This window comes from Limimaricola pyoseonensis (assembly GCF_900102015.1).
Lineage (GTDB): Bacteria > Pseudomonadota > Alphaproteobacteria > Rhodobacterales > Rhodobacteraceae > Limimaricola > Limimaricola pyoseonensis.
Genome location: NZ_FNAT01000003.1, coordinates 85,993 through 111,173 on the forward strand (window position 1 = coordinate 85,993; position 25,181 = coordinate 111,173).

27 protein-coding genes are annotated in these 25,181 nt (G+C 71.8%); 11 read left to right on the forward strand and 16 right to left on the reverse strand.

Annotation, left to right across the window (positions count from 1 at the left end):
• Window positions 1-30: 30 nt before the first annotated feature.
• The 6 genes from trhO to BLT43_RS07985 all read right to left on the reverse strand — a co-directional run bounded on the left by trhO (window position 31) and on the right by BLT43_RS07985 (window position 7,868).
• Window positions 31-930, reverse strand: a complete 900-nt coding sequence (gene trhO, locus BLT43_RS07960; RefSeq protein ID WP_090111706.1) for an oxygen-dependent tRNA uridine(34) hydroxylase TrhO — start codon at window positions 928-930, stop codon at window positions 31-33.
• 112 nt (window positions 931-1,042) lie between these two features.
• Window positions 1,043-3,196 (reverse strand): selenide, water dikinase SelD, encoded by a 2,154-nt coding sequence (selD, locus tag BLT43_RS07965; RefSeq protein WP_090111708.1) that lies wholly within the window; start codon window positions 3,194-3,196, stop codon window positions 1,043-1,045.
• Window positions 3,197-3,244: 48 nt separating this feature from the next.
• Window positions 3,245-3,805 carry a pyridoxamine 5'-phosphate oxidase family protein gene (locus BLT43_RS07970; RefSeq protein ID WP_090111710.1) on the reverse strand — a complete coding sequence of 187 codons (561 nt, stop codon included), beginning with the start codon at window positions 3,803-3,805 and terminating at the stop codon, window positions 3,245-3,247.
• Window positions 3,798-4,841: a lipocalin-like domain-containing protein gene (locus BLT43_RS07975; RefSeq protein WP_090111712.1), complete on the reverse strand. Its 1,044-nt coding sequence runs from the start codon at window positions 4,839-4,841 to the stop codon at window positions 3,798-3,800. The genes BLT43_RS07970 and BLT43_RS07975 overlap by 8 nt, the downstream gene beginning before the upstream one ends.
• Complete coding sequence (locus BLT43_RS07980; RefSeq protein WP_090111714.1) at window positions 4,831-7,215, reverse strand: ABC transporter permease; 2,385 nt, start codon at window positions 7,213-7,215, stop codon at window positions 4,831-4,833. The genes BLT43_RS07975 and BLT43_RS07980 overlap by 11 nt, the downstream gene beginning before the upstream one ends.
• Window positions 7,212-7,868, reverse strand: coding sequence for an ABC transporter ATP-binding protein (locus tag BLT43_RS07985; RefSeq protein ID WP_090111716.1), 657 nt, complete (start codon window positions 7,866-7,868; stop codon window positions 7,212-7,214). Before BLT43_RS07985 ends, BLT43_RS07980 begins: the two co-directional genes overlap by 4 nt.
• Window positions 7,869-8,052: 184 nt before the next feature.
• Between BLT43_RS07985 and BLT43_RS07990 the strand changes: the two genes are divergently transcribed.
• The 4 genes from BLT43_RS07990 to idi are packed head-to-tail and all read left to right on the forward strand — an operon-like array spanning window position 8,053 to window position 12,015.
• Window positions 8,053-8,598, forward strand: coding sequence for a heme oxygenase-like domain-containing protein (locus BLT43_RS07990; protein ID WP_090111718.1), 546 nt, complete (start codon window positions 8,053-8,055; stop codon window positions 8,596-8,598).
• On the forward strand, window positions 8,595-11,168 hold the full coding sequence (locus tag BLT43_RS07995; RefSeq protein ID WP_090111720.1) for an HWE histidine kinase domain-containing protein: 2,574 nt from the start codon (window positions 8,595-8,597) through the stop codon (window positions 11,166-11,168). The genes BLT43_RS07990 and BLT43_RS07995 overlap by 4 nt, the downstream gene beginning before the upstream one ends.
• Window positions 11,169-11,179: 11 nt before the next feature.
• The gene (locus tag BLT43_RS08000) at window positions 11,180-11,464 is read left to right on the forward strand and encodes a hypothetical protein (protein ID WP_090111721.1); all 285 of its coding nucleotides are present in this window, start codon (window positions 11,180-11,182) and stop codon (window positions 11,462-11,464) included.
• Between the two features lie 2 nt (window positions 11,465-11,466).
• The gene (gene idi / locus BLT43_RS08005) at window positions 11,467-12,015 is read left to right on the forward strand and encodes an isopentenyl-diphosphate Delta-isomerase (RefSeq protein ID WP_242652247.1); all 549 of its coding nucleotides are present in this window, start codon (window positions 11,467-11,469) and stop codon (window positions 12,013-12,015) included.
• Between the two features lie 37 nt (window positions 12,016-12,052).
• On the opposite strand, the gene BLT43_RS08010 is transcribed toward idi, so the two are convergent.
• Window positions 12,053-12,475 (reverse strand): c-type cytochrome, encoded by a 423-nt coding sequence (locus BLT43_RS08010; RefSeq protein ID WP_423222123.1) that lies wholly within the window; start codon window positions 12,473-12,475, stop codon window positions 12,053-12,055.
• A gap of 134 nt (window positions 12,476-12,609) precedes the next feature.
• On the reverse strand, window positions 12,610-13,173 hold the full coding sequence (locus BLT43_RS08015; protein ID WP_165612569.1) for a putative glycolipid-binding domain-containing protein: 564 nt from the start codon (window positions 13,171-13,173) through the stop codon (window positions 12,610-12,612).
• Window positions 13,174-13,294: 121 nt separating this feature from the next.
• Here BLT43_RS08015 and BLT43_RS08020 point away from each other — a divergent pair, with 121 nt between their 5' ends.
• The gene (locus tag BLT43_RS08020) at window positions 13,295-13,762 is read left to right on the forward strand and encodes a VOC family protein (protein WP_090112346.1); all 468 of its coding nucleotides are present in this window, start codon (window positions 13,295-13,297) and stop codon (window positions 13,760-13,762) included.
• On the opposite strand, the gene recQ is transcribed toward BLT43_RS08020, so the two are convergent.
• Window positions 13,729-15,777, reverse strand: coding sequence for a DNA helicase RecQ (gene recQ / locus BLT43_RS08025; protein WP_090112345.1), 2,049 nt, complete (start codon window positions 15,775-15,777; stop codon window positions 13,729-13,731). The two genes, BLT43_RS08020 and recQ, sit on opposite strands and share 34 nt — an antisense overlap.
• A gap of 107 nt (window positions 15,778-15,884) precedes the next feature.
• Window positions 15,885-16,172: a YggT family protein gene (locus BLT43_RS08030; protein ID WP_090111727.1), complete on the reverse strand. Its 288-nt coding sequence runs from the start codon at window positions 16,170-16,172 to the stop codon at window positions 15,885-15,887.
• 155 nt (window positions 16,173-16,327) lie between these two features.
• On the opposite strand from BLT43_RS08030, the gene BLT43_RS08035 reads away from it, so the two are divergent.
• A complete protein-coding gene (locus BLT43_RS08035; protein WP_090111729.1) occupies window positions 16,328-16,897 on the forward strand; it encodes an acyl-CoA thioesterase in 570 nt (189 codons plus the stop codon).
• Window positions 16,898-16,941: 44 nt separating this feature from the next.
• On the opposite strand, the gene BLT43_RS19445 is transcribed toward BLT43_RS08035, so the two are convergent.
• On the reverse strand, window positions 16,942-17,073 hold the full coding sequence (locus BLT43_RS19445; protein ID WP_278245650.1) for a hypothetical protein: 132 nt from the start codon (window positions 17,071-17,073) through the stop codon (window positions 16,942-16,944).
• Window positions 17,074-17,230: 157 nt separating this feature from the next.
• Between BLT43_RS19445 and BLT43_RS08040 the strand changes: the two genes are divergently transcribed.
• From BLT43_RS08040 to arfB, 5 genes are all read left to right on the forward strand, one after another.
• Window positions 17,231-18,748 carry an MFS transporter gene (locus BLT43_RS08040; RefSeq protein ID WP_341349837.1) on the forward strand — a complete coding sequence of 506 codons (1,518 nt, stop codon included), beginning with the start codon at window positions 17,231-17,233 and terminating at the stop codon, window positions 18,746-18,748.
• On the forward strand, window positions 18,745-19,650 hold the full coding sequence (gene mepA, locus BLT43_RS08045; protein ID WP_090111733.1) for a penicillin-insensitive murein endopeptidase: 906 nt from the start codon (window positions 18,745-18,747) through the stop codon (window positions 19,648-19,650). Before BLT43_RS08040 ends, mepA begins: the two co-directional genes overlap by 4 nt.
• 4 nt (window positions 19,651-19,654) lie before the next feature.
• Window positions 19,655-20,512 (forward strand): esterase-like activity of phytase family protein, encoded by an 858-nt coding sequence (locus BLT43_RS08050; protein WP_090111735.1) that lies wholly within the window; start codon window positions 19,655-19,657, stop codon window positions 20,510-20,512.
• 107 nt (window positions 20,513-20,619) lie between these two features.
• Window positions 20,620-21,252 carry a queuosine precursor transporter gene (locus BLT43_RS08055; RefSeq protein WP_090111737.1) on the forward strand — a complete coding sequence of 211 codons (633 nt, stop codon included), beginning with the start codon at window positions 20,620-20,622 and terminating at the stop codon, window positions 21,250-21,252.
• A 281-nt stretch (window positions 21,253-21,533) separates the two neighbouring features.
• Window positions 21,534-21,944 carry an alternative ribosome rescue aminoacyl-tRNA hydrolase ArfB gene (gene arfB, locus BLT43_RS08060; protein WP_090111739.1) on the forward strand — a complete coding sequence of 137 codons (411 nt, stop codon included), beginning with the start codon at window positions 21,534-21,536 and terminating at the stop codon, window positions 21,942-21,944.
• Here the strand turns inward: arfB and BLT43_RS08065 are convergent.
• The 5 genes from BLT43_RS08065 to pncA all read right to left on the reverse strand — a co-directional run bounded on the left by BLT43_RS08065 (window position 21,941) and on the right by pncA (window position 25,175).
• Window positions 21,941-22,477 (reverse strand): CBS domain-containing protein, encoded by a 537-nt coding sequence (locus BLT43_RS08065; RefSeq protein WP_090111741.1) that lies wholly within the window; start codon window positions 22,475-22,477, stop codon window positions 21,941-21,943. The genes arfB and BLT43_RS08065 overlap by 4 nt on opposite strands.
• 103 nt (window positions 22,478-22,580) lie before the next feature.
• Window positions 22,581-22,931, reverse strand: a complete 351-nt coding sequence (locus tag BLT43_RS08070) for a hypothetical protein (RefSeq protein WP_090111743.1) — start codon at window positions 22,929-22,931, stop codon at window positions 22,581-22,583.
• Window positions 22,932-23,020: 89 nt separating this feature from the next.
• Window positions 23,021-23,260, reverse strand: coding sequence for an Lrp/AsnC ligand binding domain-containing protein (locus BLT43_RS08075; RefSeq protein WP_090111745.1), 240 nt, complete (start codon window positions 23,258-23,260; stop codon window positions 23,021-23,023).
• Between the two features lie 20 nt (window positions 23,261-23,280).
• Window positions 23,281-24,573, reverse strand: a complete 1,293-nt coding sequence (gene pncB, locus BLT43_RS08080) for a nicotinate phosphoribosyltransferase (protein ID WP_090111747.1) — start codon at window positions 24,571-24,573, stop codon at window positions 23,281-23,283.
• Window positions 24,573-25,175: a bifunctional nicotinamidase/pyrazinamidase gene (gene pncA, locus BLT43_RS08085; protein WP_090111749.1), complete on the reverse strand. Its 603-nt coding sequence runs from the start codon at window positions 25,173-25,175 to the stop codon at window positions 24,573-24,575. Before pncA ends, pncB begins: the two co-directional genes overlap by 1 nt.
• Window positions 25,176-25,181: the final 6 nt, after the last annotated feature.

Genomic DNA, 25,181 nt, shown 5'->3' on the forward strand with positions numbered 1-25,181 from the left:
TAGCCCGACCCCGGGTCAAGGTGTAGGGGGTCAGCCCGATTGCGCGGCGCGGGCGCGGGCCAGCTCGATCTGGCGCTGGCGCTCGGCGAAGCGGGCCTTGTCCTCCTCCGAGGTCTCGCCCGCGCAGGCCGGGCAGGACACGCCCGCCACATAGGCCGGGTCGGCCTTGGCCCCGGGCGCGACCGGGCGACGGCAGGCGCGGCAGAGATCGTGGCTGCCCTGCTCGAGCCCGTGCCGCACCGCGACGCGCTCGTCGAAGACGAAGCATTCGCCCTGCCACAGGCTTTGCTCCTCGGGCACCTCCTCGAGGTATTTCAGGATGCCGCCCTGCAGGTGGTAGACCTCCTCGACGCCCTGCGCCTTGAGGAAGCTCGTGGACTTCTCGCAGCGGATGCCGCCGGTGCAGAACATGGCGACGCGCTTGCCCTGCAGCCGCTCGCGGTTGGCCGCCCACCAGCCGGGAAATTCGCGGAAGCTGCCGGTGCCCGGGTCAACCGCGCCGGCGAAGCTGCCGATCTCCACCTCGTAGTCGTTGCGGGTGTCGATGGTGACGACGTCGGGGGCCGAGATCAGCGCGTTCCACTCGGCCGGCGGCACGTGGGTGCCGACCTGCCCCAGCGGGTCGACATCGGGCTGGCCCATGGTGACGATCTCGCGCTTGAGCCGCACCTTGAGGCGGCGGAAGGGCGCGGTGTCGGCGGCGCTCTCCTTCCATTCCAGCGCTTCGAAGCCGGGCCAACCGCGCAGATGCGCGACCAGTTCGAGGATCGCGTCGCGCCCGGGCGCGGCGACGGTGCCATTGATGCCCTCATGGGCGAGGATCAGCGTGCCGGCGATGCCGCGCGCCTCGCAGAAGGCGAAGAGCGCGTCACGGCGCAGCGCGGCGTCGGGCAGCGGGGCGAAATGGTAGAGGGCGGCGACGGTGAACATGGCGCGCGGCCTTACGCCGGGGACGGCGCGGGCGCAAGCCGGGGCAGCGCCCGCGCCCGGCCATGGGCGACTTCGCTCTTCAAATACTCGCCCCCAGGCCGGCCACCGCGCCTCAGACCAGCCGCAGCCCGCCGCCCTCGGTCATCCGCCCGACGATCGCGGCCGGATAGCCCGCCGCCCGCAACCGCGCCAGAAGCGCCTCGGCCTGATCCGCCGCCACCGCCGCGAGCAATCCCCCTGCCGTCTGCGGGTCGAACATGAGGTCGTGGCGCGCGCCGCCCGAACCGGCGATCACCGCGCCGGCGCCCGCAAGGTTGTCGGCGAAGAGCGTCGAGCGCGTGCCCGCCTCGGCCAGCTCCAGCGCGCCCTGCATCAAGGGCACGTCGGCGACGCGGAGTTCGGCGCCGCAGGCGGAGGCCTCGCAGATGCCCGCAAGATGCCCGGCGAGGCCGAAGCCGGTGACGTCGGTCATCGCCTGCGCGCCGGCGAGGATCCCGGACGCCCGGCCCTGCGGCTGCACCATCGCCTCCCACGCCTCGGCCACCACCGGTCCGGGTGCGGCGCGGGCCATCTCGGCCGCCATGATCGTGCCGGAGCCGATCGGCTTGGTCAGGATCAGCGCCGCGCCGGGCTGCGCGCCCGCGAGCGTCACCGGCTCGGCATCGCACAGACCGGTCACGGTGAAGCCCACCGTCAGCTCCGAGCCGAGCGAGCTGTGCCCGCCAAGGATCGCGGCGCCCGCCTCGTCCATCACTTCGCGGGCCGCTGCCATGATCTCGGCCATGGTGCGGCGCTGCATCTCGGCGCTCATGCGCGGCAGGATCAGGCTGACCGTGGCGGCCTGCGGCCGCGCGGCCATGGCCCAGACGTCGCCCAGCGCGTGGATCGCGGCGATCCTTGTCATCAGCGCCGGATCCTCGACCATGGCGCGCAGGTGGTCGGTCGAGATCACCTGCCGCGCGCCACCGGTGCGGATCACGGCGGCGTCGTCGCCGGGCAGCGGCACGACGTCGTCGCGGGTCACGGGCGGCAGACCGGCCAGCGCCTCGCGCAGCGCGCCGCGCCCGACCTTGGCGCCGCAGCCGCCGCACATCGGCTTGTCGCCCAGCGCCTCGATCACGCCCTCGGCCACCGGGTCGGGCAGCTTCGGAGCCTTCATCTCCGGCAGGTCCGAGAGCTTGCGCATGAACTTGCGGTCGATCCGGTCCTTCCACTGCCAGAGCAGCGGGTTGGCGTAGGTGCGGCCCCATTTCTCGGCCATCGCCGCCTTGCCGCCGAGCGAGACCAGCTTGAGGTAGTCCTTCTGCGGCCGGTAGTCGCGCAGCCGCCCGCCCGAGAGCGCGGCGCGCAGGTTGTCGAACAGCACCGGTGCCTGCCGCACGGCGTAGACCCCGGCCTTGGGGCGCGGGTCGTGCGCCATGTGGGCGCAGTCGCCCACGGCGAAGATGCCGGGCGCGCTCGTCTCCAGCGTCGGGCCGACGGTGACGAAGCCGTCCTCGTGGGCGAGGCCGGTCTCCGCGAGCCAGCCCTGCGGCTTCGCCCCGGCCGCGCCGATGGTGAAGTCGGAGGCGACCTCGCGCCCGTCGGCAAGCACCACCCGCCCGGCCTCGACCCGCGCGACATCGGTGCCCTCGACCGCCTCGACCCCGAGACCCGCCATGCGGTCCCTCACCAGCCGGCGCGCCTCCTCCGAGGTCTCGGACAGGAGCCGTTCACGATCGATCACGGTGACCTTGGCCTCGCGGTGTCGCAGGCCATGCGCGGCGGCCATGGCCAGTTCCGCCCCGGCCACGCCGCCGCCGATCACCGCGACGCGGGCCGGGCCCGCGCCGTCGCGATAGGCGGTCCAGTCGCGCGCGAGGCGGCCCAAAGGCTTGGCGGGCACGCCGTGTTCCTCGAAGCCTTCGAGCTGCGGCATGGCCGAGGTCACGCCGACATCGATCGAGGCCGCGTCGAAGCCGATGCGGCGTCCGGCCACCACCACCTCGCGCGCGGCGAGGTCGATCTCCTCGGCCCGGCCCAGCACCAGCCGCGCGCCGGCGAAGCGCGCGAGGCGGACGAGGTCGATCTGCGTCTCGGGCAGGTCGTAATGCCCGGCCACCAGCCCCGGCAGCATGCCGGAATAGGCGGTGAGCGGGCCGGGATCGATCAGCGTGACGCGCACGCCGGGCAGCGGGTCCATGCCCCAGCGGCGCAGCAAAAGCGCATGGGCGTGGCCGCCGCCGATCAGAACGAGGTCGCGGGTCAGGGGGATGAGGGGCGTCATGCGCGGCGATCTACCCCTCCGGGCCGCGCCTTGCCAGAGCGCGCGGGCTCACGGCACCAGCCAGCTGCCCTGCCAGCCCTCCTCGCGCTCGTAGCGGGCGCGGCGATGGATCTCGCCGATATGCAGCGCCTCGATCCGCAGGATGCGGGCGCGCAGCACCGCGAAGCGCGCCGGCCGCGGGTTCGGGCGCCAGGCGTCGGCGGCGGCGATCGGGGTGCCGGGCGGCGGCACCGCGCCGTATTGCGCGCGCGAGGGCTCGGGCACGTCCTCCCAGAACACCTTCTCCTCCTCGTGCGGCAGGCGCACGACATGGGCGCGCATCCGGATCTGCAGGCTCGCCTCGGCGTCCCAGACATGGATCGCGGCGCGCGGCCCGTCGGTGAGTTGCAGCACCTTGGCCGCGTCGGCGTCGGAATGGATGTCGAGCGTCCATTCCCGCGGATCGAAGCCCCTGAGCACCATGGTCCGGGCCGAGGGCCAGCCCTGCGCGTCGCGGGTCGCCAGCACCGGCAGCCGCGCGGCGGCGTCCTTGTCGTGCAGCCCGGCCTCGAGCCGGTCGCGCGCCAGCTCCAGAAGCCCCGCCAGTGTCGTGTGATCGTGCTCACTCATAGCCCGTCATCTCCAGATAGCCCCGCCCTTCATGGCTGCCGCTCACCGTCACGGGGCCCTCCCAGTAGGGCGGCGAGAGCGCGTTCCAGCTTTCGGGGTTGAGCGCCGCCACCTCGGCGTCGAGCCCCTCCTGCGGCAGCCGCACCCGCCAGCGCACCGGCACCGATATCCCGTCGAGATCGACACGGTCCAGAGGCTCGGCCTCGAAGGCCCCGACATAGGGGGTGAGCGCGCCGCCCGGCTCGATCCAGCTGGCGTAAGTGTAACCGCCCGCCTCGCCCTCGCGAAGCCGGAAGCCCATCAGCTTCTCGCCGCCCGCGAAGGAGAGCGAGAACCAGTCCCATCCGGTCTGCCGCTCGGACAAGGGCTGCGAGGACCATTCGTGGTCGAACCAGGCGGTGCCGGTCACCGGCACCTCGCCCTCGGGCAGGGTCAGAACGCCCTCCACCGCGAAGTAGGGTTGTGAATAGTAGTAGCTCGCCTGCCCCTCGGCCGACTTGACCGAGTAGCCCTCCTCGCCGTGCGGAACGAGCGGCCCCTGCGCCGCGAGCGACACGTCGTAGGCGAAGTCCGGGCCGGTCGCCGAAAGCTGCAGGTCGTCGAAGTCGGGTCCCGCCATGCGCCAGTCGTCGATGAAGGCCTCGAAGGGCTGGGCGGTCACGCCCGCCTGCCCGATTCCGCCGCGCGCCAGCCGCTGGGTGAAGAGATGCGTGTCCGGCCCGGTGACGGCGGCATGGCCGAGCCAGACCTGCGGGCTGTCGAAGCCCGCCGCCTCGCGCGGCGCGATGGCCGAGCGGAACAGCGTCCATTGCAACCCGTAGGGCGTGCCATCCGGGCCGCTCAGGTTGGCGGTGACGTACCACCACTCGATGCGGAATTCGGGATGCGGCCCGTGATCCTCGGGAAAGACGGGCGGCGCGCCGCGTTCGGGCAGCGCGAAGGCCTCGGCCTCGCCGCCCAGGCCCGCGAAGCCCTGCGCCTGGGCGAGGCCCGGCAGGCAGAGCAGCAGAAGCGGGGCGAGCCATCTAGCGTTCATTGGCGAAGACCCCCAGCAGCGCGGCGGGCGGGGTGCGCGCCAGCCGCAGCGCCGGCCAGAGCGCGGCGAGGCCGGCCGCCAGCAGCGCGAACAGCCCGAGCAGCGCGTAATCCGCCGGAAACAGGAACATCGGCAGCCGCCAGCCAAAGGCCGCGACGTTGACGATCGCCAGCAGCACCCAGGCCAGCGCGAGGCCCAGCGGCAGCGCGAAGAGCGCGGTCAGCGCCGCCAGCAGCACCGCGCGCGCCATTTCCAGCGCGGCGAGGCGGCGGCGGGTCAGGCCCAGCGCCCAGACCGGGGCGAGCTGCGGCAGGCGCAATGCCGCCAGCGTCAGCAGCGACATCAGGATCGCGAAGCCCGCCACCGCCAGCGTCAGCACGTTCAACGCCGCCGTCACCGCGAAGGTGCGCTCGAACACCTGCAGCGAAAAGCGCTTCACCGCCGCCTGGTCGGTGATCGCCGAGGCCGGCAGCCCCTGCCCGACCAGCGCCTCGCGCAGCGCCGGCACCTCCGAGGGCTCGAGCCTCAGGCCGAAGCGGCGCGGCTCGATGCCGGGATGGAGCGCGCCGAACAGCGCCTCGGTGACGATCACCTCGCCCTGCGGGTTGCCGTAATCGCCATAGACGCCGAGCACCGGCAGCTCGACCCCCGGCGCGATCCGCACCGCATCGCCCAGCCCCAGACCGGCGCGGCGCGACAGCTGCTCGTTGACCAGAAGCCCCTCCTGCGCGGCGAGCTTCTCCCAAGGGCGCTCGACCGCCTGCAGGAAGCGCCAGTTCTCCGGGTAGGTCGGGTCGGGCCGGGCGAGGTTGAGCGAGGCCGGCATCCCCGCCACCTCGGTCTCGACGGAGGCGAGCGGCAGCACCGCGCGGACGCGCGGCTCGAGAAAGGCCACGACCTCGCGGGCCTGATCCTCGTCGGCGGTCTCGATGTAGAGCTCGGGCGCGAGGCGCTGGTCGAGGAAGCCGGTGAAGGTCTCGCGGAAGGACGACACCATGGTCGAGACGCCGATATTGGCGGCCATGGCCAGCAAAAGCGCCATCAGCGCCAGCGACAGCCCCGGCAGCTGCTGGCGGGTGTCGGCCCAGAACCACTGCGCCAGAGGCCCGCGCGCCATGCGCGCCCCGAGCCGCATCACCGCGCCCAGCGCCACGGGCAGCAACAGCGCCGCGCCGACGAGGCCGGTGCCCAAGAGCGCGAAGCCCGCCGTCAGCCCCTCGCCCCAGACCGCGAGTCCGACGGCCAGCGCCAGCAGCCCCAGCGCCGCCACCGCCTGCACCCGGGCCGAGCGCGCATCCGCCATCGCCCAGGCCCGCCGCCCGCCCGCGGCCAGAAGCGGCATGGTGGCGAGCCGCCACAGCGCCGCGCCCGCGGCGACCGCCGTGCCGAAGAGCGCGATGCCGAGGCCCGAGAGCCACCAGACCGGACGCAGCTGCAGCCCGCCCGCCACCTCGGCGCCGTAGAGCCCGCGCAAGGTCGCGGCGACGTCCGGCAGCAGGCTCGCCGCCAGCAGCCAGCCCAAGCCCACGCCGATGGTGCCCGCGATCAGCGCGAAGCCCAGCAGCTCCACCGCCATCAGCACCACCAGCCGGTTCAGCGGCACGCCCAGCGCCCGCAGGGTCCGCAGCACGGGGCGGCGCTGCTCGAAGGCGAGGCCGACCGCGCCGTGCACGATGAAGATGCCGACCGCGAAGCACAGCAGGCCGAAGGCGGTGAGGTTGAGGTGGAAGCTGTCGGTCAGCCGCCCGACCTCGGAGCCCGCCTGCGCCGGGCGCAGCGCGAGGTCCGGGGCGATCTCGGCAAGGTCCGGCCGGCCCAGCGGCTGCTCCGGCGCGACCAGCAGGAAGCTGAGATCCTCGCGGCCCAGCAGCCGCCGCGCCACCGAGATGTCGGTGATCGCGGTCTCGGGCGCGACGTCGGGCGAGACGACCTTCTCGGGCCCGTCCGCCGGCAGCGCGTCCAGCACCTCGGCCCGGCCGAAGAGCTGCCCGCCGCCGGTCAGGAAGGCCGCGACGTCGGCGTCCTCGCTCGCCACCGGCCCGAGCCCGCCCGGCGCGGTCAGCGGCTCCAGCCCGACCACGCGCACGCCCGCGAGCCGCCCCTCGACCACCGGGCTCACCTGCCAGCCGGCGCGGCGCAGCGCGACGTAGTCGGAAAGCGCGACGCCGCCCCCCGCCGCCGCCTCGATCCGGTCGAAGCGCCCCTCGCCCAGCGTCGCGGCTGCCGCGTCATAGCTCGCCCGCGCCTCGGCGTTGATCGCCTGCACGCCGGACCAGAGCCCCGTGGCCAGCGCCAGGCCGGCGATCAGGGTGAAGAGCTGCAGCGGCGCGCGCTTCCAGTGCGACAGAAGCGCCGCAAGCACCGCCCGGGTCACGCGACCTGCCCGCCCGACAAATGCAGCCGCCGCGCCATGCGGGCGGCGTGGTGCTCGGAATGGGTGACCATCATCAGCGCCGCGCCGGTCTCCTCGACCAGCGCCAGCATCGCCCCCAGCACCTCCTCGGCGGTGGCCTCGTCGAGATTGCCGGTGGGCTCGTCGGCCAGCACGAGATCGGGCCTCGCCGCCAGCGTGCGGGCGATGGCGGTACGCTGCTGCTGCCCGCCCGACAGCTGCTCGGGGTATTTCGACAGATGCGCCGCGAGACCCAGCCGTTCGGCCAAGGCCTGCGCCTGCTCGGGCTCGTGCCGCCCGGCGAGGCGGGCCTGGAAGGCGATGTTGTCGCCGACATTCAGCGAGGGGATCAGGTTGAACTGCTGGAACACCACGCCGACCGTGCCGCGCCGGAGCTTCGCGCGGCCCGAGTCGTCGAGCGCCGTCACCTCGGTCCCGGCCACCTCGATCCGGCCCGAATCGGGCCGGTCGAGACCGCCGACGAGATGCAGAAGCGTCGACTTGCCCGAGCCGCTCTCGCCGGTCAGCGCCAGGGTCTCGCCCGCCGCGAGCTCGAGATCGACGCCGCGCAACACCGGCACCGGCCCCTCGGCCCCGGCGAAACTCTTGTGGATGTCGCGCAGTCGCATCAGCATGGGGTCCAAGCTAAACCGAAGATCGGCCGGGGAAATGGCGCCGCCGCCACCAGATCGTCGCAGTCGCAGGGTACGCTGCCGGGAGGGAACCGCCCCCTTCCCGGGCACGTTGAGTTTCCTTACAACAATACGGGGGCTTGGCGCCTCCGCCACGAGGGACCGCACGACATTGGACTTGCCCGCGATGCCGCTCCGGCGGCGACTGAAGAGCGATCTTGCCCCGGTCCACGACCGGTTGGACGCGCTGTTCTCGGGCTTCGACCTGCGTGACCCCGACGATCTCGGCGGCTTTCTCGCCGCGCACCGGCTGGCCTTCGCGGCAATCCGCCCGGCGCCGGGCGGCGCAACCGGAGGGGCGCTGCTCGACCGGATGACCGCCGCGCTCGACGCCGATCTCGCCGCGCTGGGCCGCGCCCCCGGCCCCGCCCTGCCGCTGCTCGAATTGCGCGAGCCGCTGGCGCAGGACTACGTGCTGCTCGGCTCGCGGCTCGGCACGCAGGTGCTGGCCCGGCGCTGGGCGGAGGGCCGCGACCCGCGCGCCCGCACAGCCGGGCGCTACCTGTCGCTGCCGCCGATGGCCGCCGAATGGCGCGGCTTCTGCGAGATGGCCGACCGCCTGCCCGGCGACGACGCCCGCGCGGCGGCCGTGCTGGCCGAGGCGGCCGCGCTCTTCGCGCTGTTCCACGCCGCCGGCGAAGCGGCGGGGGCGCAGGCCCGGAGGGCGGCATGAGCGACACCCTCCCCGATCCCGGCACCGATCTCGACAGCTGCGCGCGCGAGCCGATCCACCTGCTGGGCCACGTCCAGCCCTATGGCTGCCTGATCGCGGTGTCGAACCAGTGGGAGGTGCGCCACGTCTCGGCCAATCTCGACGAGATGCTCGGCCTCGACCCCGAGGCGGCGATCGGCGCGCGGCTGTCGGAGCTGCTGCCGCGCGATGCGGTGCACGACCTGCGCGGCCGGGTGCAGATGATCGGCCCCGACAGCGGCCCGGCCCGGCTCTACGGGATCGACCTGATCGGCGACGGGCCGCGCTTCGACGTCTCGGTGCATGCCACCGGGCACGGCTACCTGATCGAGGCCGAGCACCGCACCCGCAACGGCAACCGGCAGGAGATGACGCTGGTGCAGCCGCTGATGGCGCGGGTGCGGCGGCGGCGCGAGATCCCGGCGATGGCGCGCGAGGCGGCGCGCGCCGTCAAGGCGATGACCGGCTTCGACCGGGTGATGATCTACCGCTTCCACCCCGACGACAGCGGCGAGGTGATCGCCGAGGCCGCGAGCCCCGGCCTGGAGCCCTTCCTCGGGCTGCGCTACCCGGCCAGCGACATCCCGCCCCAGGCGCGCGCGCTCTACATCCGCAACCCGATCCGGCTGATCATGGACGTGGACGCCGTGCCCTGCCCGGTGCGCCCGGCGCTCGACCCCGAGGGCGAGCCGCTCGACCTGTCGCTGTCGGTGACGCGCTCGGTCTCGCCGATCCATCTCGAATACCTGCGCAACATGGGCGTCGCGGCCTCGATGTCGGTCTCGATCCTGCGCGACGGCAGGCTCTGGGGGCTGATCGCCTGCCACCACGGCGCCGCGCATTACGTCGATTACGAGACCCGCTCGGCGGCGGAGCTGTTCACCCAGCTCTTCGCCTACGAGATCGCCGCCGTCGAGAGCGCGGCCGAGCGCGATCAGGCCGAGCGCGCCCGCGCGCTGCACGGCACGCTGCCCGCGCGCATGAGCGACGGCGCGACCATCGCTCGCGAGTTCGAGACGATCGCGCGCGACATCGCCGCCGTGGTGCCCTGCGACGGCATCGCGATGTGGATCGGCGGGCGCTACCTGCGCCACGGCGCGACGCCGAGCCATGACGAGTTCATGGGGCTTCTGGGGCCGCTGCGCGCCGCCGATGACGGCCGCGCCTTCGCCAGCGACTGCCTGACCGACATCCACCCCGCCGGCACCGGCTTCGCCGACCGCGCGGCGGGGCTTCTGAGCCTGCCGATCAGCCAGGGGCCGGGCGACTACCTCGTGCTGTTCCGGCGCGAGCAGGTCGAGACGGTCAACTGGGCGGGCGACCCGCGCAAGGCGGTCACGCAGGGGCCGAACGGCCTGCGCGTCAGCCCGCGCCAGAGCTTCGAGGCCTGGTCCGAGACGGTGCGCGGCCGCAGCGCGCCGTGGCGCCGCGGCGAGATCGCCGCCGCCGAGACGCTGCGCGTGGCGCTGATCGAGACGGTGCTGAAGATCGCCGACGATTCCATCGCCGAGCGCAAGCGCGCGCAGGAGCGGCAGGAGCTGGTGATCGCCGAGCTGAACCACCGCATGCGCAACGTGCTCAACCTGATCCGCAGCCTGATCGCCCAGAGCCGGCCCGGCGCGCGCTCGGTGGCCGAGTATGTCCGCATCCTCGACGGCCGGGTCGAGGCGCTGGCGCGCGCGCATGACCAGCTGACCGAGACCGACTGGCGCGCCGCCTCGCTCAAGGGGTTGATCGAGACCGAGATCGACGCCTTCCTGTCGGGCAAGCGCGACCGGGTGAAGCTGACGGGCGCCGACGTGCTGCTCTCGGCCGAGGCCTATGCGACGCTGGCGCTGGTGCTGCACGAGATGGTCACCAACGCCGCGAAATACGGCGCGCTGCAGGATTCGCACGGCCGGGTCGAGGTGACGCTCGACCGGCGCACCGACGGCGCGCTCGTGATCGGCTGGCGCGAGAGCGGCGGCGCGCCGGTGAAGGCGCCCGAGGGGCGCGGCTTCGGCACCACGGTGATCGAGCGCTCGGTGCCGTTCGAGCTGCGCGGCGAGGCGGAGCTGCGCTTCGCGCTGACCGGGGTGGAGGCGCGCTTCGTGATCCCGGCCCGCCATGTCAGCGACGCGCCCGAGGCCGGCGACGCGGCGCCCGCGGCCGAGGCCCCCGCGCAGCAGCGGCTCTCGGGCCGGGCGCTGGTGGTCGAGGACAACATGATCATCGCGCTCGACGGCGCCGACATCCTGACCGAGCTGGGCTGCGCCGAGGCGGTCACCGCCAACGGCGTGGGCGAGGCGCTGCGGCTGATCGAGAGCAACGGCTTCGATCTGGCGCTGCTCGACGTCAATCTCGGCAACGAGACCTCGACCCCGGTGGCCGAGGCGCTGACCGCCCATGGCGTGCCCTTCGTGCTGGCCACGGGCTACGGCGCGACCGAGGCGATCGCCGAGGCCTTTCCCGGCGCGCCGGTGATCAAGAAACCCTATACCAAGCGCAGCCTGCAGGCCGGTTTCACCCGGCTGCTGTCGCCGTCGGCGGATGCGCGCGACCCGATGGACTGAAGGAGACGACGATGCATTCCCCCCTCGCGCCCGCGGCTGCGGCGCTCGTTCTGGCGCTGGCGGGCTGCGCCCCCGCCACGTCCCCCGACCAGGCGGTGGCGATGCCCTTCGGGCAATGCCTCGAGCGGATCGACGCCACCGCCGACCGGATCGGCCAGGCCCCGGCGGTGCTGGTCGAGACCTCCGAGCAGCGCATGGTGCGCTTCATCGACGGCGCCGAGACGGTCACCGTGACCTGCGACGCGCTGATGAGCCAGATGGTGGTCAAGACCCGCCCCGCCCCGGCGACCTTCTAGGCATGGCGCAACGATCCGAGGCGGCGCCGATGCCGGCGGACCGGGACATCGCCATCCCGGCCTGGGTCGAGGACGAGCTGCGCCCGGTGGGCAAGGTCGAGGTGCACCGGCGCGGCCTGCGCCACCCGGCGGTCAGCGTCTTCGTGATGTCGCAGGGGCGCACGCTGCTGCAGCGGCGGGCGGCCGGCAAGTACCACACGCCCGGGTTGTGGGCCAACAGCTGCTGCACCCATCCGCTCTGGGGCGAGGCGCCGCTCGACTGCGCGCGTCGGCGGCTGCGCGAGGAGCTGGGCCTCGACGGGCTCGAGCTGCGCCCGGCGGGCGAGTTGGAATACCGCGCCGATGTCGGCGGCGGCATGACCGAGCACGAGGTGGTGACGCTGTTCGTGGCCGACTGCCCCGTGCCGCCCGAGCCGCGCCCCAACCCCGAAGAGGTGCAGGACACGGCCTGGATGGCGCTGGCGGATCTGCGGGCCGACATCGCGGCCCGCCCCGAACGCTACACGCCCTGGCTCCGGATCTACGCCGCGACCGAGGGGCTGCTGGGCTGAGCCCCGCAGGCCCCATGAGCCCCGTGGGCCCCGCGGCTCACCGGGCCGACAGGCTCTGCAGATAGGCCCAGATGTCGGCCGCGGTCTGGGCGTCGCGCACCCGGTAGGCCATCTTGCCGCGGGCGCGGCGGTCGTCGAGCTCGTCGCGCAGCCAGCCGGTCGGATCCTGCAGGTAGCCGGTGAAGCGCTCGGCGGTCCAGGTGACGCCGCGCTCGCGCATCCGGTCCATCGCCTCGCCGTAGCGGAACTCCTCGACATCGCCGATCACCCGGCCCTCGAGCCCGTGCAGGTTGGGGCCGGTGCGAGCGGTGCGCCCGGCCAGCACCGCGCCGCCGGGGTCGCGGACCACGTGGCAGGCGACGCATTGCCGGCTGAACTGGGTTTCGCCATTGGCGATGTCCTGGGCCAGGGCCGGTGCGGCGGCCAGCGCGGCCAGCGCGGCGATGACCGCGCGTTTCAGCGATTGCATGGATGTCTCCCTGGATATCCCGATGACCGTTGCCCCAGTCGACGCGGTGATATCGCGACCGGGCACGGCTTCCAATCCCCCGGCGCCGGGCCGGTTGCACGGCACACGCGAAATTGCGCCGCGGCTCAGTCGCCGGGGTGGACCGCGCCGTGCCACAGGCCCGGATCCTCGGTCACGAAGCCCGATTCGTGCAGCCCGAGCCGGGCGTCGCGCCCGAGCCCCGGAATCGCGTGGTCGAGCCCGCCGCGCACCCGGCAGAAGCCGTGCTCCAGCGCCACGAGCCGGCCGCCATCGGCCGCGCGCAGCCGCGCCGTCGCCACCTCGAGCGGCCGCGCCTCGGGCAGGTCGAGCCGGTTGAGCGGCACCGCCATCCAGGCCGGGGTGAAGCCGAGATCGAGATCCTCGCCCGGCACCGCCTCCTGCCCGTCGAGCGCGAAGCCGCCGTCGCGCCGCGCGATCCGGTAGGCCACCGGCCGCTCGCCGCGGAAACCGGTCACGTCGGCGCCGGTGCAGCGCCAGCCCACGTCGCAGCGCAGCGCGTAGTCGAGCGCGACCACCTCGCCCGCCTCGTCCCAGCGGGCATGTCCCACCAGCAGCCAGCCGCCCTCGACCCGGGCCATGCGGCAACGGTCGGTGCCATCGCGGTCGAGACGGTGCCAGATCACGCTGGCGACGGTGGTGCCGGTCATGCGGAACGCTCCACAGGCATGGAAAGACTCGCTTTTCGCCTTGCGAAATGGTGGCACGGCCCATGCGCGCCTGTCCACGCCGCTGCTTGCCGGGCCTGTGGCCGTCCCGTAACGTCGCGCCATGGCACCCCCGCTCCGCCCCCGCCCGTTCCGCCCCCGCGCGATCGGCGAGATCGCGATCCGCTGCGCCGATCCGACGCGCATGGCGCGTTTCTACGAGGAGGTGATCGGTCTCGAGCGCCTGTCCGGCGAAGACGACGCCCCGATCATCTTCCTGAAGGTGGCCGACGGATATGCGGGTCACACGGCCGTGGTGGCGCTGTTCCGGTTCGATGCGGGCGGTGTCGCGGTCCCCGCGCCCGGCGGCCGCCCCGCGACCGGGGCGGGCTCGTCGCTGCATCACCTCGCGCTGTCGATGGACCATGCCGAGCAGGAGCAGGCCATGGCGTGGTACGACGAGATCGGCCAGCCCTACCGGGTCGAGCATTTCGGCTGGATCGGCTGGCGCGGCGTGTTCATCACCGACCCCGAGGGCAACACGGTGGAACTCGTGGCCTACGACGCCTCGGAGCTGTCCTCCAAAAGCTGAAGGAAGGCGCGGCCGAAGCGCTCGGCATGGCGCGGGCCGATCAGCCGCTCCAGCGCCGCCATGTCGCGCGGCTTGGCGCTGGCGACGCGGGCCAGCTCCTTGGCCGAGCAACTCATCGGCTTCTCCATCCCGTCCGGTCCGCGATGCAGGTCGGCCTGCGCCGCCATCAGCCGGTCGTAGAGCGAGCCCGCCTCGCGCCCCGCCAGCCTGCGCCGCGCCGGGTGCACCTCTTCCTCGGCGCCGGTGATCACGGCGAGGAACTCGCGCCCGTAGCTTTCGAGCTTCTTCGCCCCCACCCCGCCGATCCGCGCCATCTGGTCGAGCGTCGAAGGTTTCGTCTCGGCCATCTCGATCAGCGTGCGGTCGGTGAAGATGATGTAGGCCGGCAGGTTCGCCGCCTCGGCCAGCGCGCGCCGCTTGGCCTTGAGCGCGGAAAGCAGCGGAGCATCCTCTTCTGACACCATGGCCCGCACCTTCGGGCCGGAGCGTGCGGATTTGATCGTGTCCTTGCGGAGCACGATGCTTTCCTCGCCCCGCAGGATCGGGCGCGCGGCCTCGGTCATCCTGAGCGCGCCGTGGCGCTCGGGGTCGGGGCGCATCAGGTCGCGGCCCATGATCTGCCGGAAGATCGCCTGCCACTGCGCCTTGGAATGGCCCTTGCCCACCCCGAAGGTCGGCAGGCCGTCATGGCCACGCTGGCGCACCTTCTCGGTCTCGTTGCCCATGACGATGTCGATCAGATGGCCCGCGCCGAAGCTTTCGCCCGTGCGCAGCGCCGCCGACAACGCCATGCGCACCGGCTGGGTGGCATCGAAGGTCTCGGGCGGCTTGTCGCAGAGGTCGCAATGGCCGCAGGGCTCGCCCGGCGCCTCGCCGAAATAGCCCAGAAGCACCTTGCGGCGGCAATCCAGCGCCTCGGCGAGGCCCAGCAGCGCGTTGAGCCGGCCGTGATCAGCGGCGCGGCGCTCGGGCGGGGCCAGCCCCTCGTCGATCTGCTGGCGGCGGTAGCGGATGTCGTCGGGGCCGTAGAGCGTGAGCGTTTCCGACGGCGCGCCGTCGCGCCCGGCGCGGCCGATCTCCTGATAGTAGGCCTCGATGCTCTTGGGCAGGTCGGCATGCGCGACCCAGCGGATGTCGGGCTTGTCGATGCCCATGCCAAAGGCGACCGTCGCCGCCACGATTAGCCCGTCCTCGCGCTGGAAGCGGGTCTCGGCCTCGCGCCGGGCGTCGGCCTCCATGCCGCCATGGTAGTACAGCGCCGAATGCCCGGCCTCCGACAGCGCCTTGGCGAGGCTCTCGGTCTTGGCGCGGGTGCCGCAATAGACGATGCCGGACTGGCCGCGCCGGGCTGCGGCGAAGTCGAGGATCTGCCGGCGCGGGCTGTCCTTCACCGCGAAGGCGAGGTGGATGTTCGGCCGGTCGAAGCCGCGCAGGAAGGTCTCGGGCTGGGTGCCGCCGAAGAGCTTCTGCACGATCTCCTCGCGGGTCTCGGCGTCGGCGGTGGCGGTGAAGGCGGCGAGCGGCACGCCGAGCTGGCGCTTCAGCTCGCCGATGCGCAGGTAGTCGGGGCGGAAATCGTGGCCCCATTGGCTGACGCAATGCGCCTCGTCGACGGCGATGAGCGAGGTGCCGGCGCGCTGCAAGAGCGGCACCGTCGCGCCGGAGGCCAGCCGCTCGGGCGCCATGTAAAGGAGCTTCAGCCGGCCCTCGCGCAGGCTTTCGAGCACCGCGTCGGTCTCCTCGGGCGTGTTGCCCGACGTGAGCGCGCCGGCCTCGACCCCGGCCTCGCGCAGGCCGCGCACCTGGTCGCGCATGAGCGCGATCAGCGGCGAGATCACCACCGTGACGCCGTCGCGCGCCAGCGCGGGCAGCTGGTAGCACAACGACTTGCCGCCGCCCGTGGGCATGATCGCCAGCGTGTCGCGCCCGGCGGTGACGGCGTCGACGATCTCCTCCTGCCCGGGGCGGAAGGCGTCGAAGCCGAACACGTCGCGCAGGAAGCTCACCGGGCTCATCTTGGGCGTCACCTCGGGCTGGGTCATGCCGCTCGCAGGGGGCGCGGCATCTGGTTACTTTGCTCTGAAAATACTCATGGCCCCGGCGGCGGGGCCCGCGCGCCGCGTCAGTAGAACGCGGCGGCGTTGTTCCTCAGCACGATCTCGATGGCGTAGATGCCGACCAGCACCACCAGCGGCGCGAGGTCGAGCCCGCCCATCTGCGGCAGGATGCGGCGCACCGGGCCGTAGAGCGGCTCGAGCAGGCGCGACAGCCCGTCCCAGATCTGCGCCACGAGCGGCTGGCGCAGGTTCAGCACCTGGAAGCTGATCAGCCAGCTCATGATGAAATGCGCGAAGATGAGGAAGGTGGCGATGTCGAGGATCAACATCAGGATCTGGTAGAGCGAGGTCATCGGCGGTCCCGTCCGGCTTTGGTCGCCTAGACAGGTAAGGATCGGCCGGCCCAAGGGCAATCCTCGTGATCCGCGACGCGCCGTCCCCCGCGTCAATGTTGACCTTGGCGTCAGCCTCGCCCAGTTTCGCCGCGACCCAAGGCCCGGAGTATTCGATGTATCCCTTCATCCGCATGATCTGGCAGTTCTGGCGGCATCGCGACGACGCGGCGCTGCCGGTGACGGGCACGCATGTCAGCCGGCACATCGTCCTGCCCTGGGATCTCGACTTCTGGAACGAGCTGAACAACGGCCGCACGCTGACGCTCTACGACATGGGCCGGATGCCGCTGTCGCAGCGCGCCGGCATCATCCCGGCGCTGAGGCGCGAGGGCTGGGGCATGGTGGTGGCCGGGGTCTCGGTGCGCTACCGCCGCCGGGTGCAGGGCTTCGCGCGCATCACCATGAAGAGCCGCGCGGTCTGCTGGGACGAGCGCTTCGTCTACACCGAGCAGGCGATGTTCCGCGCCGATGGCGAGGCGACCAGCCATGCCATGGTCCGGCTCGCCGTCACCGACCGCAAGAAGGGCGGCACCGTCGCCCCGGCGCGTCTGATGGAATCGATGGGGCTGGACCCGGTCTCGCCGCCGATGCCGGGCTGGATCGCCGACTGGGTGCGCGCCGAGAACGAGCGCCCCTGGCCGCCGATGGCCGACGACGCGGCGCAGGCGATGGCGGCGGAATAGGGAACGGCCGGGCGGGCGCGACGCCCCCGCCCGGCACGGGGCCCCTAGCGGCCCTTCTTCTCCCCGAGCGAAACCGGCTTGGCCGCGCCGGAATTGGCGGTGGCCAGGACCTTCGGTTTTTCCTGCTTGGGTTTCTTCGCTTCGCGATTGCCGCGTCTGTGGTCGCCTTTGCCCATCGTGATCCCGCATGCTGACATCTCCGCCCGGCGACAGGCCGGACGGACCGTTCCCGATGCAAATCAAGGTTGCCTGACCTTCGTCAGGGCGGTGATTCTGGCAGGGCGCGGCCCGGTCCGACTCTGGCCCGAGTCGGGGCCGTTCCGCGCAATGAGGATGCTAGGCGCGCCCCGATCTTCCCGCAAGCGTCCCGAGAGGGCGGCACGGCTGCCGCAGCCCGGCCGCGATCTGCCCCCTTGCACCCCGCCGGCGGTTGCCCCCCGGCCCGTCCGCCTGTCTGATCCGCGGCAACGAGAGGCGCGGGGACGAAGCATGGCGAGCAGGAAACGCATCTGGGGCTGGATGATCTTCGACCTTGCGCAGCAGCCCTATGCCACGCTCGGCCTCACCTTCATCTTCGCGCCCTATTTCGCCGCCGTGGCGACCGAGCGCTTCGCCCGCGAGGGGCTCGACCCCGGCCTGGCGGATGCCCGCGCGCAGTCGCTCTGGGCCTCGGGGCAGACCGTGGCGGGGCTGGTGATCGCCTTCACCGCGCCGGTGCTGGGCGCGATGGCCGACGCCTCGGGGCGGCGGATGCCGTGGATCGCGGGCTTCTCGGTGATCACCGTGATCTGCGCGGCGCTGCTGTGGATGCTCACGCCAGACGGGTCGATGCTGGTGCCGGCGCTGGCGCTGTTCTTCGCGGGCTTCGTCGCCGCCGAGAGCGCCACCAACGTCAACAACGCGCTGCTGCCCTCGCTCGCCACCGGGCCGATGATCGGCCGGATCTCGGGCTCGGGCGCGGCGCTGGGCTACTGGGGCGGCGTCGCCTCGCTGATCATCATGCTTCTGCTTCTGGCCGAGAACGACCGGGGCGTGACGCTGCTCGGTCGCCCGCCGGCCTTCGGGCTCGACCCCGAGGCGCGCGAGGGCACCCGCGCGGTCGGGCCGGTGATCGCGATCTGGTACGCGGTCTTCATCATCCCCTTCTTCGCCTGGGTGCGCGACGCGGGGCCGGTGGCGCGGGCGAAGGTGACGCCGCGCGTGGTCATGTCGCGGCTCGGCGAGGTGCTGCGCGACGTGATGCGGCGGCCCAGCCTCGCGGCCTTTCTCGGCGCCTCGATGCTCTATCGCGACGCGCTGGCGGCGGTCTACGCCTTCGGCGGCATCTACGCGACGCTGGTGCTGGGCTGGTCGGTGATCCAGATCGGCGTGTTCGGCATCATCGGCGCGATCGCGGCGGCGGTGCTGACATGGGCCGGCGGCCTGGCCGACCAGCGGCTCGGCCCCAAGCCGGTGATCCGCTTCTGCTGCTGGGTGCTGATCGGCGTCTCGGTGCTGGTGGTGTCGATGAGCCGCGATAGCCTGTTCGGCGTCACGCTGGCCGAGGGCTCGCGCCTGCCCGACATCCTGTTCTACCTCTGCGGCGCGCTGATCGGCGGCGCGGGCGGGGCGCTCTACGCGGCCTCGCGCAGCCTGATGGTGCGCCATGCCGACCCGACGCGCGCCACCGAGGCCTTCGGTCTCTTCGCGCTGTCGGGCCGCGCCACGGCCTTTCTCGCGCCGATGAGCATCGGGCTCGCCACATGGATGAGCGGATCGACGCGCGCCGGGCTGATCCCGGTGATCGTGCTGTTCGCCCTTGGGCTGTTTCTGCTACGCTGGGTGGATAGAAACGGAGATCGAGCAGCATGATCCGCCCCCTCGCCGCCGCCCTACTGGCGCTCGGCCTCGTTGCCTGCGGGCGCGAGGATCCGGCCCCGCGCGCCATGATCTCGACCCAGAACGCGCAGGACCAGCGCGTCGCCAAGGAGCTGTTCGGCCGAATCTCGACCGCCTCGTCGCAGCGCTCCGAATCGATCGGCTTCTACTCGAAGGGCTGCATGGCCGGCGGCGCGCAGCTGGCCGAGACCGGCCCGACCTGGCAGGCGATGCGGCTGTCGCGCAACCGCAACTGGGCCCAGCCCGAAACGCTCGATTACGTGCAGGACCTGAGCCGCGTCGCCGCCACCCTGCCCGGCTGGAACGGCATCTATGTCGGCGACATGAGCCAGCCGCGCGGCGGCCCGATGCTGACCGGCCATGCCAGCCATCAGACCGGGATCGACATCGACATCTGGCTGCGCCCCGCCGACCGGCTCGACCTTTCGGTGGCCGAGCGCGAATCCATCTCCTCGATCGACATGCAGGCGCGCGGCGGCGCCTACACCAACGACAACTGGACGCCGGCGCATGAGGCGCTTCTGAAGGCCGCGGCCTCGGACCCGCGCACCGCGCGGATCTTCATCTTCCCCGGCGCCAAGGTCGCGATGTGCGACAGCGCCACGGGCGACCGGTCGTGGCTCGGCAAGATCCGGCCCTGGTACGGGCACAACACGCATTTCCACGTGCGGCTGAACTGCCTGCCGGGCGACCCGTCCTGCGAGGGGCAGGAGCCGCCGCCGCCGGGCGACGGCTGCGAGGAGGCGCGGGAATGGCAGCGCAACATCCTCAACCCGCCGCCGCCGGACCCCGACGCGCCGCCGCCCGCGCCCAAGCGCGAGACCCGCATGTCCGACCTGCCCGCGCAATGCGCCTCCGTGCTGACGAGCGACTGACCCGATGAAACCACTCGTACTGGCCGCGATGCTGCTCGGCGGCGCGCCGTCGCAGCAGCCGGCGACCTATCTGGGCAGCTACACCTGGCCCGAGGAGGCGCATGGCCTGGGCGGCTTCTCGGCGCTCGAGACCGACGCGCAGGGACAGGGCTTCGTGATGCTGAGCGACCGCGCCCGGATGCTCGACGGGCGCTTCCTGCGCGACGAACAGGGCCGGATTACCGGCGTCGAGATCGAGGAGGAGGGCCCGCTGCGCAACGGGCCCGACGGGCTGATGAGCGGGCCGCACGCCGACAGCGAGGGGCTGGCGATCGACGCCTCGGGCCGGCGCTGGATCTCCTTCGAGGGCCGCGCCCGGGTGCGGGCCGAGACCGGCCGCGACGGGCCGGAGCTTCTGCCCGAGCCCGCGGCCTTCCGCGAGATGCAGCTCAACAGCGCGCTCGAGGCGCTGGCGGTGGGCTCTGACGGCGCGCTCTACACCATCCCCGAACGCTCCGGCCGGGTCGACCGGCCCTTCCCGGTCTATCGCTGGCGCGCCGGCGCCTGGGACGAGGCCTTCCAGGTCCCGCGGCGCGACGCCTTCCTGGTGACCGGGGCCGATATCGGGCCGGACGGGCGGTTCTACCTGCTCGAGCGGGATTTCGTCGGGGTCGGCTTCCGCAGCCGGGTGCGCCGCTTCGCGCTGGACGGCTCGAACGAGGAGGTGCTGCTCGAGACCGGCGTGGGCGTGCATGACAACCTCGAGGGGCTGTCGGTCTGGCAGGACGCGGCCGGCCGGATCCGCCTCACCATGGTCTCCGACGACAATTTCCGCTTCTTCCAGACCACCGAGTTCGTGGAATACGCGCTGCCGGCCGAGTGAGGGGCCGTTGAGCGGCAAGATTGACGCGCGGGGTCCGGGGGTGTAGCTGCCCTTGTCCCCGCGCGCGGGGGCCAAGTGCCGCACCCTTGCCAAAACGGACCCCTGCAATGCGACTTCTTCCCGGCATCATCGCCATGGCCGCCATCGTGCTGGCCTCCAACATCCTCGTGCAGTTCCTGATCCTCGACGGTCTGCTGACATGGGGCGCCTTCACCTACCCCTTCGCCTTTCTCGTCACCGACCTGACCAACCGCTTCTACGGCGCGCAGGACGCGCGAAAGGTCGTGCTGGCCGGCTTCGTAACCGGCATCGCCTGCTCGCTGATCGGCACGCAGGTCATGCTCGAATACGGGCCCGCCGTGACGCTGCGCGTCGCCGTCGCCTCGGCCACCGCCTTCCTGGTGGCGCAGCTTCTCGACATCGGCGTGTTCGACCGCCTGCGCGAGGGCAGCTGGTGGCGCGCGCCTCTGGTGTCGTCGGTGGCGGGCGCCACGGTGGACACCGCGCTCTTCTTCTCGATCGCCTTCGCCGGCGTCTTCAACGGCATCGTGCCCGGCGCCGACGCGCATGTGACCTGGGCGCAGGAGGCGGTGCCCTTCCTGACCGCGGGGCCGCTGGCGCCGCTCTGGGTGTCGCTCGCCGTGGCCGACTGGTGTGTGAAGATCGCCCTCACCTTGATCGCCCTGCTGCCGTTCCGCCTGATTGTCAGGCTTCGGCAACAATCCCCTTCCGCGGCGTAAACGCACGGATTTTTTCGTTTGACGAACGCCCGATCCATGCCAGCTTTGGGTCAGGCGAAACTCAAGAAAGGAGGTGATCCAGTGTCGAGAAGGGTATTGGAGAAATGTGTCGGGACAGCTCGGGGGGCGCGCGGCTGAGGCAGCCCTTGGCCAAGAGGCACCCCGGGTGGGCCCCGGTCTAACCGACCCACCTCCTTAACTTCGGAGGGCCGTTCCCATCGCCGGGAACGGCCCTTTCCGTTTGCGCGCCCCGGCGCTATCTCCCCGGCCGGAGGACCGACATGCTCAGGATCGACGACCGCATCGCCATCGAGGACTGGGAGCTGACAGAGCAGTTCACCCGCGCCTCCGGGCCCGGCGGGCAGAACGTCAACAAGGTCAGCACCGCGGTCGAGCTGCGCTTCGAGGCCGAGCGCAGCCCCAATCTGCCCGACCCGGTCAAGCGGCGGCTGAAGCGGCTCGCCGGGCGGCGCTGGACCACCGACGGGGCGGTGATCATCTTCGTGCAGGACACCCGCCACCAGCCGCGCAACCGCGAGATCGCGCGCGAGCGGCTGGCCGAGCTGATCCGCAAGGCGACCGAGACGCCGAAACGCCGCATCCCGACCAAGCCCACCAAGGGCTCGGTCCGGCGGCGTTTGGAGGCGAAGAAGCAGCGCGGCGAGGTCAAGGCGCTGCGCAAGAACCCCTAGATGTTCGAGACCAGCACCACCATCAGGATGGTGTAGAGCATGATGCCGCCGCCGATCATCCACAGCCCGTAGTTCTGGCCGATCGAGGCACGCGCCATCTGCTTGGCCTGGTAGATCAGGTCGGGCCAGGTGTAGGAGACGAAGTCGCCTTGGGAGAACACCGCCTTGATCCGCCCCTCGCTGTCGACCACCGGCAGGCGGCGGAAGCGTTCGTTCGACATGATCCTGAGCCAGTTGAGCACCTCGTCATCCTCACGGGCGAGGCGCAGCTCGGTGGTCATGATGTCGCCGAGCGAGGTGGTGGTGGGGTCGCGGTTCTCGTTGATCAGCTTGCGCATCAGGTCGCGCTCGGTGACGATGCCCACCACCTTGTCGTCGCCGTCGACGACGATGACCGAGCCGTAGCCCCGCGCCACCATCTCGGCCACCGCTTCGGAGACCTTCACCTCGGCCGTGCGGGTCAGCGGACTCTTCTTGCTGGCAAATTCCGGACGGTCCTTGAGACGCATCCCCACATGGTCGGTCGCGGTCATGGCGGGCTCCTTGGCTTGGGTCTTGGCAAGGCAAGCTAGAGCGGCACGCCCGGCGCGGCGTGTCGATCACGACAACGTGAGATTCGCCCCGGTAGAGGCCCGCCTATTTCGCCAGCGGCCCCCTGAAGCCGCAGCTGGCGCCGTGGAAGGCCATGCAGCCCTGCACCTCCTGCATGAAGTAATGGTCGCCCATGTCGTCGATCTGGACGACGCAGGTCTCGGGCACGTACTGGTCGCTCAGCATCGCGTGCCAGGTGGTCCGGCCGACCTGCCTCAGGGTCCCGACGCCGCTGCCGAGGCAGTTCCGCGTGCTGACCGTGATCTCGACACGCCCGCCGGACGCCTTCAGGTCGAGCTGGAACGGACCGCTGCCGGAGTAGGAACCGTCCGGCAGGGCGTGCACCGCCGCCGCCGAGACGGCGAGACCGGCGGACAGGATCAATCGCTGCAACATGGGTCACCCCCTTCGTCGCTCACCATGGAAAGGTGGCGACAGGATACGCCCGATCGGCCCGATCCCCGCGCGGTTTCTGCGGTCCCGCCTCAGAACACCTTGAAGGTCTGCGTCGTCAGCGTCCGCTCGATCCCCTCGATGCCCATCAGGTGCTCGTTGAGATACATGCCGATGTCCTCGCCCTCGGGGACATAGATCTTCACCAGCAGGTCGAAGGCGCCCGAGGTGGAGTAGAGCTCGGAATGGATCTCGCGCAGGGCGATGGCGTCGGCGACCTTGTAGGTGGTGCCGGGGGTGCAGCGGATCTGGACGAAGAGCGGGAGCGACATGGGGGGCCTCCTGAAAGGGGTCAGACGGTGACGGGGATGGCCTCTTGCGGGCCGACGCCGAAGACGCGCTTGTAGCGGGCGATCTCGGCCGCGGGGCCCATCGCCTTCTCGGGGTTGTCCGAAAGCTTCACGGTGGGCCGGCCCTCGGCCGCCACCGCCTTGCAGACGAGGCTGAAGGGCGCGAGCGCGTCGCCCGCCACCAGCCCGGTGAAGTCGTTGGTCAGCCGCGTGCCCCAGCCGAAGCTGACCCGGACCCGGCCCGAGAAACGGGCGTGCAGCTCGAGGATCTTCTCGGCGTCGAGCCCGTCGGAGAAGATGACGAGCTTCTCCTTCGGGTTCTCGCCCCGCTCCTGCCACCAGCGGATCGCGGTCTCGGCGCCCGTGGCCGGGTCGCCCGAGTCGATGCGGATGCCGGTCCAGCCGGCGAGCCAGTCGGGCGCGCGGTCGAGGAAGCCTTGCGTGCCGTAGGTGTCGGGCAGGATGATCCGCAGGTTGCCCTCGTGCTCGTCGTGCCAGTCGGCCAGTACGTCGTAGGGCGCGCGCGCCAGCGCCTCGTCGTCCCCGGCCAGCGCGGCGTAGACCATCGGCAGCTCGTGGGCGTTGGTGCCGATCGCCTCGAGGTCGCGGTTCTTGGCGATCAGGCAGTTCGAGGTGCCGGCGAAGCTGTCGCCGAGGCCCTCGAGCATCGCCTGCACGCACCAGTCCTGCCACAGGAAGGAATGCCGCCGGCGGGTGCCGAAATCGGCGATCCTGAGGCCCGGCGTGCCGCGCAGATGCTCGACCTTCTCCCACAGCTTGGTCATGGCGCGGGCGTAGAGCACCTGCAGCTCGAACCGGCCCATGTCGTTCAGGACCGCGCGCGAGCGCAGCTCCATCAGCACGGCGAGCGCCGGGATCTCCCACAGCATCACCTCGGGCCACTGCCCCTCGAAGGTCAGCTCGTACTGCCCGTCGCGCTTCTCGAGATGGTAGGGCGGCAGGCGCAGCCCCTCGAACCACTCCATGAAGTCGGAGCGGAACATCTGCCGCTTGCCGTAGAAGGTGTTGCCGCGCAGCCATGTGCTCTCGCCCCGGGTCAGCGAGAGCGAGCGGATGTGGTCGAGCTGCTCGCGCAGCTCGCCCTCGTCGATCAGTTCGGCGAGGCGGATCGACTTGGTGCGGTTGATCAGGGAGAAGGTGACCTGCGTGTCGCGGCGATTGCGGAACACCGACTGGCACATCAGGAGCTTGTAGAAGTCGGTGTCGATCAGCGAGCGGACGATCGGGTCGATCTTCCACTTGTGGTTCCAGACCCGTGTCGCGATATCCACCATCAGACGAGCACCACGCCGGCGTCGCGCATCGCGGCGCGCGCATCCTTGAGGCTGCCGTCGAGGTCGATGCCGCGCGAGAGCTTCTCGACCACCGTGACCTTGTAGCCCAGCCGCGCCCCGTCGAGCGCCGAGTAGTTCACGCAGAAATCCGTGGCGAGCCCGACCAGCGTGATCGCGGTGATGCCGCGCTCCTTGAGGTAGCCGTCGAGACCGGTCGGCGTCTCGCGATCGTTCTCGAAGAAGGCGGAGTAGCTGTCGATCTCGCGGCGGAAGCCCTTGCGCAGGATCAGGTCGGCATCAAGGCGCAGATCGGGGTGGAACGCGGCGCCCTTGGACCCTTGCACGCAGTGATCGGGCCAGAGAACCTGCAGCCCGTAGGGCATCTCGGTCATCGACATCGGCGCGGCACCCTCGTGCTGCGACGCAAAGGAAAGGTGGTCGGCCGGGTGCCAGTCCTGCGTCAGCACCACGGCGCGGAACTCGTCCATCAGCGCGTTGATGCCGGGGACGATGGCGTCGCCCTCCGCCACCGCCAACGCGCCGCCGGGGCAGAAGTCGTTCTGCATGTCGATGACGATCAGGGCCTCGTTCGCGGGGCGCATGCTTCC